7 protein-coding genes are annotated in these 7,487 nt (G+C 69.6%); 3 read left to right on the top strand and 4 right to left on the bottom strand.

Annotated elements, in window-relative coordinates; all coding sequences use genetic code 11:
- Window positions 1-91: 91 nt before the first annotated feature.
- Window positions 92-877 carry a glucosamine-6-phosphate deaminase gene (gene nagB / locus ABZ192_RS13535; protein ID WP_356924637.1) on the bottom strand — a complete coding sequence of 262 codons (786 nt, stop codon included), beginning with the start codon at window positions 875-877 and terminating at the stop codon, window positions 92-94.
- Between the two features lie 248 nt (window positions 878-1,125).
- On the opposite strand from nagB, the gene ABZ192_RS13530 reads away from it, so the two are divergent.
- Complete coding sequence (locus ABZ192_RS13530) at window positions 1,126-2,199, top strand: SIS domain-containing protein (protein ID WP_356924636.1); 1,074 nt, start codon at window positions 1,126-1,128, stop codon at window positions 2,197-2,199.
- On the opposite strand, the gene ABZ192_RS13525 is transcribed toward ABZ192_RS13530, so the two are convergent.
- The gene (locus tag ABZ192_RS13525) at window positions 2,200-2,952 is read right to left on the bottom strand and encodes an SDR family oxidoreductase (RefSeq protein ID WP_356924635.1); all 753 of its coding nucleotides are present in this window, start codon (window positions 2,950-2,952) and stop codon (window positions 2,200-2,202) included.
- Window positions 2,953-3,049: 97 nt separating this feature from the next.
- Between ABZ192_RS13525 and ABZ192_RS13520 the strand changes: the two genes are divergently transcribed.
- Both ABZ192_RS13520 and ABZ192_RS13515 read left to right on the top strand, forming a co-directional pair.
- Entirely contained in the window at window positions 3,050-3,829 is a 780-nt protein-coding gene (locus ABZ192_RS13520; RefSeq protein ID WP_356924634.1) for a TetR/AcrR family transcriptional regulator, read from the top strand.
- A 384-nt stretch (window positions 3,830-4,213) separates the two neighbouring features.
- Window positions 4,214-5,680: a PAS domain-containing sensor histidine kinase gene (locus ABZ192_RS13515; RefSeq protein WP_356924649.1), complete on the top strand. Its 1,467-nt coding sequence runs from the start codon at window positions 4,214-4,216 to the stop codon at window positions 5,678-5,680.
- 204 nt (window positions 5,681-5,884) lie between these two features.
- Here the strand turns inward: ABZ192_RS13515 and ABZ192_RS13510 are convergent, their stop codons facing one another.
- Both ABZ192_RS13510 and ABZ192_RS13505 read right to left on the bottom strand, forming a co-directional pair.
- Window positions 5,885-6,142: a WhiB family transcriptional regulator gene (locus ABZ192_RS13510; protein WP_003992873.1), complete on the bottom strand. Its 258-nt coding sequence runs from the start codon at window positions 6,140-6,142 to the stop codon at window positions 5,885-5,887.
- A gap of 320 nt (window positions 6,143-6,462) precedes the next feature.
- Window positions 6,463-7,431: a diacylglycerol kinase family protein gene (locus ABZ192_RS13505; RefSeq protein WP_356924633.1), complete on the bottom strand. Its 969-nt coding sequence runs from the start codon at window positions 7,429-7,431 to the stop codon at window positions 6,463-6,465.
- Window positions 7,432-7,487 lie beyond the last annotated feature (56 nt).

Raw genomic sequence — 7,487 nt, 5'->3', positions numbered from 1 at the left:
GGCTCCACTGGTACAACTACCACCGACCCCACACCGGCATCAGCGGCCACACCCCAGCCAGCCGCATCACCAACCTGCCCGGACAGCACACCTAGATCCCCTGCCACTCCGGCTTGTTGGTGTACGTGTGCCGGAAGTAGTCCGCCAGCTTCAGCTTCGACGCGGCGGCCTCGTCGACCACGACGGTCGCATGCGGGTGGAGCTGAAGCGCGGACGCGGGGCACACCGCGGCAACCGGCCCCTCCACCGTCGCCGCGACCGCGTCCGCCTTGCCCTCGCCGGTGGCGAGCAGTACCAGGTGCCGGGCCTCCAGGATCGTGCCGATGCCCTGGGTGATCACGTGGTGCGGCACCTGGTCGATGTCGCCGTCGAAGAAGCGCGCGTTGTCGATCCGGGTCTGCTCGGTCAGCGTCTTGATCCGCGTCCGCGACGCCAGCGACGAACACGGCTCGTTGAACCCTATGTGCCCGTCGGTGCCGATCCCGAGCAGCTGAAGGTCCACACCCCCGGCGTCCGCGAGTGCCTTGTCGTACGCCTCGCACGCGCCCTGCACGTCCTCGGCCGTGCCGTCCGGTCCCGTGAACTGGTCCATCCCGATGCCGAGCGGCTCCAGCACCTCACGCCGCAGCACCGAGCGGTACGACTCCGGATGGTCGGCGGGCAGCCCCACATACTCGTCGAGCTGGGCTATCCGAGCCCGCGTGACGTCCACGGCACCGGAGCGCACCTTGGCCGCCAGCGCCTCGTACACGGGCAGGGGCGTCGAGCCGGTCGCCACGCCGAGCAGGGCGCCGGGCTTGCGCCGGAGCAGCTGAGCCATGGCCTCGGCGATGAGCTCGCCGCCCGCCTTGGCGTCCGGAACGATGACAACTTCCACGCTGGGCCTGCCGATCTGAGAGGGATGCTCAACTGGGACCGGACCCGAGAAGGGCCGTGTGGTTTAGACCAATCTAACAGAGCGGTGGCGCCGCTCCCAGGGTGAAGTCCGCCGGTCCCGCAGGGCCGGCCACCCGGTGCCGGCCAGGTCTCCCGCAGGTGAACAGCACCGGTCCCGCGTGGCCGCTCCGCGGTGCGGGGGAGTGGAATGGGAGCTGCATCTGCCCGTGCGCCGGGAAGGACCCCGCCATGACCGCCGCCGCCACACCGGACCCCCTCAGCGAGCGCCCGGGCCGGATCATGGCCCGGGAGATGGCGGAGCAGCCCGCCGTCCTGCGCCGGATCCTGGCCGACGGCGCCCCCGCCATCCGGGACGTGGCACGGCGGATCGCCGCCCGCACCCCCCGCTTCGTCCTGCTCACCGCCCGCGGCACCTCCGACAATGCCGCCCTCTACGCCAAGTACCTCCTGGAGATCCGGCTCGGCCTGCCCTGCGGACTCACCTCGATGTCCACCACCACGGCCTACGGCGCCCGGCCCGACCTCACGGACGTCCTCGTCGTCACCGTCAGCCAGTCCGGCGGCTCCCCGGACCTGGTGGCCTCGACTCGGGCCGCCCGCGAGGCCGGCGCGATCACGCTCGCCGTCACCAACAACGCGGACTCACCGCTCGCCGGCGTCTCCGAGTACCACATCGACATCATGGCCGGACCGGAGAAGGCCCTCCCCGCGACCAAGACGTACACCGCCTCCCTCCTCGCGCTCTACCTGTTCGTCGAGGGCCTGCGCGGCGGCGACGGCGCACCCGCCCAGGAGCTGCCGGACCTCGCCGGGCAGCTGCTCGCCCGGCAGGACGAGGTGCGCGCCCTCGCCGCCCGCTACCGCTTCGCCGAGCGCATGGTGATCACCTCACGCGGCTACGGCTACCCCACGGCCAAGGAGGCCGCCCTCAAGCTGATGGAGACCAGCTACATCCCCGCGCTCTCCTACTCCGGCGCCGACCTGCTGCACGGGCCGCTCGCCATGGTCGACAACGTCTCCCCGGTCATCGCCGTCGTCACCGACGGCAAGGGCGGCGAAGCGCTCCAGCCGGTCCTCGACCGGCTGCGCGGCCGCGGTGCCGACCTGGTCGTCATCGGCCCCAGGCACCAGGTCGAGCAGGCGTCGGCCGGCTTCGTCCTGCCGACGGAGGATGTCGCCGAGGAGGTCCAGCCCGTCCTGGAGATCATTCCCCTCCAGCTCCTGGCCTACGAGGTCACCATCGCCCGCGGCCAGGACCCGGACGCGCCCCGGGCGCTGGCGAAGGTGACGGAGACTCGCTGACTATGTGAGCGAACCCCCCGTCACATCCACCCAGCTTCCCGTGACCCACCGACCCTGGTCCGAGACCAGGAACGCCACCACGTCGGCGACGTCGGCCGGCTCGCCCACCCCGCCCAGCGCCGAATACGCCGCGGCCTTCGCCCAGCCGTCGGCACTGCCGTGCAGCAGCTGGGCCGTGTTGTCCGTGTCGATGATCCCCGGCGCCACCGAGTTCACCGTGATGCCCCGGGGGCCCAGCACCTTGGACAGGTCCCGCGAGAGGACGTCCAGCGCGCCCTTCGTCATCGCGTACGCCATGTTGTCCGTCATCACCGCGGTCCGGGCCAGCCCCGAGGAGATGTTGACGACCCGGCCGCCGTCCCGCAGCCGGCTCATGCCGTGCTTGAGTATGAAGAACGGCGCCTTCACGTTCACCGCGAAGACCTTGTCGTACTCCGGCTCGTCCAACTCCTGGATCGGGGGCGTGTTACCGATCCCCGCGTTGTTCACGAGGATGTCCAGCCCGTCCGCGTGCCGGTCGAACTCCGCCCACAGTGCCTCGGCGTCCCCCGGCAGGCCCAGCTCCACGCCCACCGCGAACGCCGAGCCGCCCGCCGCCTCGATCGCCGCGACCGTCTCCTTCGCCGCCGTCTCGTTCCGGCCGTAGTGCACGCCGACCCGCGCGCCGTCGCGGCCCAGCCGCTCGGCGATCCCTCGCCCGATGCCCCTGCTCGCGCCCGTGACGAGTGCCGTCCTGCCTGTGAGCACGCCCATGGCGGCGCCCCCTTCTCATTTATCTAGCGGTCGCTACAGAAATGACCGTACAGCAGCCCGCCGGCATTTTTCTAGTGGCCGCTATAAAATGCACTCCATGGTGAACGACGACGGGACCGCGAGGGCCGAGAGGCACGGAACCGCGACGAACGGGGGTAACGGAACCGCGACGAGCGAGAGCATCGGAACCGCGACGGGTAAGGACGGCGGAACCGCGACGAACCGGGGTGCCGGAACCGCGACGGGTGCAACGGCAACGGGCAAGGCCAGAGGAAGGCCCCGCGGCCGCCCCCGCTCCTTCGACCGCGAGACCGCCCTGGAAAAGGCACTCCTGGCCTTCTGGGAGCACGGCTACGAGGCCACGTCCGTCTCCGACCTCACCCGCGTCATGGACATAGGCGCCCCCAGCCTCTACGCGGCCTTCGGTGACAAGCGGTCCCTCTTCGAGGAGGTCGTCCAGGTCTACGGCACGCGGTACGGCTCGTTCACGGACCGGGCCCTCGCGGAGGAACCCACCGCCCGGGACGCCGTCGAGCGCATGCTGCGCGAGGCCGCCACCGCGTACACGGAACCAGGCCATCCGCACGGCTGCCTCGTCGTCCACGCCGCCGCGAACTGCTCGACCCCCGAGGTCGAACGGTCGCTGCGGGACCGTCGCAACGCCAACATCGCCGCGATCGAGAGCCGCGTCCGCGCCGATGCCGCCGCCGGTGTGCTGCCCCCGGGCATCGACGCCGCCGCCCTGGCCCGGCACGCCGGAGCGATGATCCAGGGCATGTCACAACAGGCGCGGGACGGGGCGAGCCGGGAGGAACTGGAAGCGGTCGCGGAAATTGCCATGTCCGTCTGGCCCCGCACAGGAACCCACACAGGTTAGGCTGCCGGAGGACGCCGACGCGTCCGAGCCGTCTGAGAATTCACAACAACGAACAGCCTCCAACGCATGGACACCCACGAGTGGTCTAGTCCACAATGCGTGATGAGAGCGCGTGTGCAGCGCGCACCAGCCTCCGCCTTCCCCGCACAGGAAGGCGGACAGAGGAACCGAGGCTCTCTGCCCTGACTGCCCCGGCTCCTCGTCCTTCGGCCGACCGGGACCGCACACCCCACGGCCGATACTGCTCCGGGCTGCGGTGCCGGGAGGGTTGAGGGTCCCTCCCAGGCGCCGCGGCCCGCGGGTGTTCCAGGAGCCCGTACCAGTCCGGGACCGCACATTTCAGAGCCGTACAAACCCCCGGGTACGCTCGCTCACGTGCCCTCCATGAACGAACTCGTACGCCAGCACACCGCCCTCGACGACACTGATCTCGAGTGGCTCCACCTGCTGGTCTCGGAGTGGCAGCTGCTCTCCGACCTCTCCTTCGCCGACCTGGTGCTGTGGGTCCCCACCAGCGACGGCACCCGGTACGTGTCCGTCGCGCAGATGCGGCCCAACACCGGTCCGACGTCCTACCAGGACGACATGGTGGGCCACCTCGTCCCGCGTGGCCGCCGCCCGATGCTGGACGCCGCCCTCGACGAGGGCCGCATCGTGCGCGAGGGCGACCCCGAGTGGCGCGAAGAGGTTCCCGTCCGGGTCGAGTCGATCCCCGTGCGCCGCGAGGGGCGCGTCCTCGGCGTCATCGCGCGCAACACCAACCTGCTCACCGTGCGCACCCCGAGCCGCCTGGAGCTCACCTACCTCCAGAGCGCCTCCGACCTCGCACAGATGATCGCGGCCGGCTCCTTCCCGTTCGCGAACCAGCTGCTCGACATGGACGCCTCGCCCCGGGTGGGCGACGGCCTGATCCGGCTCGACGCCGACGGTCTCGTCCAGTACGCCTCCCCGAACGCGCTGTCCGCCTACCACCGCCTCGGCCTCGCCTCCGACCTCGTCGGCCAGCACCTGGGCAGGACCACCGCCGAACTCGCCCCGACCAGGGGCCCGGTGGACGAGGCGCTCGCCAAAGTCGCCAGCGGCTGGGCGCCGCGCGAGTTCGAGATCGAGGCCAGTGACGGGGTCATCCAGTTCCGCGCGATCCCCCTCAAACCCAAGGGCACTCGTATCGGCTCGCTGGTCCTGCTCCGTGACGTCACCGAACTCCGCCGCCGCGAACGCGAGTTGATCACCAAGGACGCGACGATCCGGGAGATCCACCACCGCGTCAAGAACAACCTCCAGACGGTCGCGGCCCTGCTCCGCCTCCAGGCCCGGCGCATCGAATCCGACCGCGGCCGCGAGGCCCTGGAGGAGGCGGTGCGACGCGTCGGATCGATTGCGATCGTGCACGAGACGCTCTCCCAGAACCTGGACGAGCGCGTGGAGTTCGACGAGATCGCCGACCGCGTCCTGGCCATGGTCGCGGAGATCTCCCCGGGCAAGGTCGCCGGCCGGCGCACCGGCCGCTTCGGCATCCTCGACGCCGAGGTCGCCACGCCGCTGTCGATGGTGCTGACCGAGGTTCTGCAGAACGCGCTGGAGCACGGCTTCCGCGAGGGCGACACCGGCACGGTCGAGGTGTCGGCGGTCCGCGGCGGTACGTCCAAGGAAGCCCGCCTGCTGGTCACCGTCCAGGACGACGGCGTCGGCCTGCCGGACGGATTTGACCCGAAGACCGCGGGCAATCTCGGTCTCCAGATCGTACGCACCCTGGTGGAGGGCGAGTTGGGGGGAACCTTCGACATGGTCCCGGCCCCCGAGCGCGGCACCCGTGTGATCCTGGACATCCCGGTGCCGACGCGGAAGTAGAAGCAACAGCTGCCCGGGCCGGTCCGCGTCCTTCGGAAGAGACCCGTCACAGCATTGAGCCCCGGGCCATCACATGGCCCGGGGCTAAAGCTCGTTGCTGCTTAACTAAGCGCATCGGGGGAACTGCGCGCTGCGGCTCGGGGGCGGGAGATGCGTACTCGCTGTACGCGCCGCCAAGCTCAGGCTGTCAGCAGGGGTGGGTTGTCAGGCGGAGGCCTGACGGGCCCGGTTGCGGGCGGCGCGGCGCTTCATGGCGCGGCGCTCGTCCTCGCTGAGACCACCCCAGACGCCGGAGTCCTGGCCGGACTCGAGCGCCCACTGCAGACACTGCTCGATCACCGGGCAGCGACGGCAGACGGCCTTGGCTTCCTCGATCTGCAGCAGCGCAGGACCGGTGTTGCCGATGGGGAAGAAGAGCTCGGGGTCTTCCTCGCGGCAAACGGCGTTGTGACGCCAGTCCATGGCTGCTACCTCTCCTTGGTATTACGTGCAGGGTGCTTGTGAATGTGAACGCTTTCACGAATCCCTCAACAAGTGAAGGGCCGACCGCCAGGTTCCCTGGCGTGGGTCCTGTGAGTTGAAGAGGGGTTCTGGTGATCAGTGGAGGCCGATGTTGCGGGCCGTCCCGATCGCCACGTAGAGACTCGCAAACCTCAGCGGCGGATACAACCCCTTCTGGAAAGTTTTTTTTGATTCTTCGGTGTCGACTAGGTCACAGCCGTACTTCCATGGGGTGGATCCTGGCCTAAACGTTCGAGTGAAAGGACTTTAGCCAGTTCTGCTCACACAATCACACGCAGTGCACGACGTACGCCTGTGAACGTCACGCTTGTTCGCAGCCCCAGGTGGTCACCGTCCATCTGGAGGGGGAGCGGCACCTTCGAATGCAAGGTGAACTCGGTCAAATCGTGCAGAGAGGTCGCGTGCTTGCCGTGGGGTCCGCGCTCGGGGGACGAAGTGAGCAACTGGGTGCCATACCGGGCAACCGCCGTCGTGGACAGCCGGCTGAGACCGAAGAGATCCAGTCCGGTATCGAACGAGGCCTTAGGTGCCGCGTAGATCGGGCGATTCCCCAGAAACGTCCACGGCGAGGCGTTCGAGACTATGGACAGCACCAGATCGGTGACCGGATCCTCGCCGGCCCGTTCCAGCGTGATCGTCCCGTGCCGGCGGTTCGGCTCTCCGAGGAGCTGGCGCACGACCTGACGGACGTAAAGAGCGTGTGTGGATTTCCGGCCGCGCTCGCGGTGCTGCTCCACCCGGCCGACCACGCCGGCGTCGAAGCCGAGTCCCGCGTTGAAGGTGAACCAGCGGGAGGGCACCGCCGCGTCCTCCGTGCCCGGAGTGCCGGAGGTCAGGCCCAGGCCGACGGTGCGTTCGCTGCCGTCGCGCAGGGCGTCCAGCAGGGCCCCGGTCGCTTCCACCGCGTCGTTGGGCAGGCCCAGGGCACGGGCGAAGACGTTGGTGGAGCCGCCCGGGACCACGGCGAGGCCGGGGAGGTGCCCCGGGTCGGGACCGGCGTGCAGCAGGCCGTTGACCACCTCGTTGACCGTGCCGTCGCCGCCGAGGGCCACCACCAGGTCTATGTCGTCGCTCTCCGCCGCATGCCGGCCCAGGTCGCGCGCATGGCCGCGGTACTCGGTGGTGACCGCTTCCAGCTTCATCTCGCTGGCGAGCGCGTGGATCAGTACGTCGCGTGTGCGCGCACTTGTAGTGGTTGCCGCCGGATTGACCACGAGAAGTGCACGCATGACTGGCAGCGTACCTACTGGGTGGTACCTGGCCCATACCGAGGTAGGGATCAGGT

Origin of the sequence: Streptomyces sp. NPDC006235 (genome assembly GCF_040613735.1) — a bacterium.
Classification (GTDB): Bacteria; Actinomycetota; Actinomycetes; order Streptomycetales; family Streptomycetaceae; genus Streptomyces.
The sequence above is the reverse complement of the archived record's forward strand: the minus strand, read 5'-3'. Positions and strand labels throughout refer to the sequence as shown.

Coding starts and splice junctions, on each gene's coding strand:
- ABZ192_RS13525 (WP_356924635.1), bottom strand. CDS start 2,952: ATGGGCGTGCTCACAGGCAGGACGGCACTCGTCACGGGCGCGAGCAGG.
- ABZ192_RS13515 (WP_356924649.1), top strand. CDS start 4,214: ATGAACGAACTCGTACGCCAGCACACCGCCCTCGACGACACTGATCTC.
- ABZ192_RS13510 (WP_003992873.1), bottom strand. CDS start 6,142: ATGGACTGGCGTCACAACGCCGTTTGCCGCGAGGAAGACCCCGAGCTC.
- ABZ192_RS13520 (WP_356924634.1), top strand. CDS start 3,050: ATGGTGAACGACGACGGGACCGCGAGGGCCGAGAGGCACGGAACCGCG.
- ABZ192_RS13505 (WP_356924633.1), bottom strand. CDS start 7,431: ATGCGTGCACTTCTCGTGGTCAATCCGGCGGCAACCACTACAAGTGCG.
- ABZ192_RS13530 (WP_356924636.1), top strand. CDS start 1,126: ATGACCGCCGCCGCCACACCGGACCCCCTCAGCGAGCGCCCGGGCCGG.